This window comes from Okeania sp. (assembly GCF_983059655.1).
Map to the genome: position 1 here is coordinate 21,804 of NZ_CEZPJD010000037.1, position 1,400 is coordinate 23,203.

1 protein-coding gene is annotated in these 1,400 nt (G+C 32.9%); it reads right to left on the reverse strand.

Translation table 11 applies throughout. From position 1 onward, the window contains the following. A partial coding sequence (locus tag AC3DU7_RS04345; protein WP_488038131.1) for a glycosyltransferase family 39 protein occupies positions 1-593 on the reverse strand: 593 nt, incomplete at its 3' end. Positions 594-1,400: the final 807 nt, after the last annotated feature.

A 1,400-nucleotide genomic window follows, 5' to 3' on the forward strand; every position in this document is an offset into this window, starting at 1 on the left:
CTTCTTCCTTCTTCCTTCTGAAATAAACTTCCCAATAAAATTAATCCCAAAACATCCATAACTACCAAATATTTGATTTGCATTCCTATCCCTAAAATTAGACCTATCGAAAATACTTTAATATTTGATAGTTTCCTATTCTGAAATAATAATAAAAATGCTCCAGTCACTAAAGGAGCAAACAAAATTTCCGCATTCGCAGCAGCACCATCATTATGTAGGGAAAAAATAGCGTATAAGACACCTGCTAATAATCCAATTTTTTCTCCTTGTTTTTTGTCAATAATTGCACCAATGCTATATAAAAAATAACTGGTAAAAGTTGTGGCGATAATGGATAAGATTCTGATTGATATTATCGATTTTCCTAAAATTAGCATTGTTAGGGAAAATAAAATAAAAATGCCTGGAGGTTTGTTATCCCAAATTTCTATATAAGGGAGGTTGCCGTTTAATAGACTATCTGCTCCTAATATATAGATGCTTTCGTCTTTGTCTAATACTGATACAAATAATGTCCAGAATCTGAGGAAGAATGATGATAGTAGAAATGCTAGGAAAATTATTAGTTTCTGATTGATTTTTTTGGTCATTTGTAGAAGGAAGAGGGAATACCGTTTCACGGAAGTTATAAGTCAAAAGTCAAAAGTCAAAAGTAAGATTTTATCAGCTCAAAACTTTGATAATACAGTAATTTTAGGAAATTATTTAACACTGAATTGGTATCAGAAGGGTTTAGTTGAATTTAAACTTCACAGAATCATAAAATAGTCTCAAATATATATAGGCAAAGGGTTTCACGTTGAAAAGGTATACATTCTTAACTGTCGAGGGTTTTCTTCGGTCATGCTGTTTTGGAGCTTCACAAGATGATATTTTGCTTTGTCTTGCTGTCTGAGTATCCTTTCTATATATTCAGTGGCGATATGTTGTTTTGTGTTGAATAAAAAGTCATGTGCAGGGGCTAACGACCCCCAACGATTAAATCATATCATAATTTTTTTGGGGATGCAAGAGGAAAACTCTGCCGATTTTTTAGTAGCTCCACAAAATGACAGTTTTTCTTTGTTTCTCAATATTTAGGTTAGGGCAATTATCAACACTCAAGAATTACTTATGACTTTTGACTTCTTATTTTTTACTTTTGACTTGAGCGTAGCGTTGGCGGAGCCTAGCGTTAGCTACATCGCTTCTACATGATGAAAAAATATATTGATGGGGTGAAAATTTTTCGGTGTTGTCACTGTTTTTTTGACTAGAGCTTCACAAGATGAATATTTTTCTGGTGTTTTGATGTCTGAGCATCCCTTCTATATATATATTCAGTGGCGAAATCCTGTTTTTACGTTGAATAAAAAGTCATGTGTATAGGCGAGTTCCACCCAATAACAGAATCATAT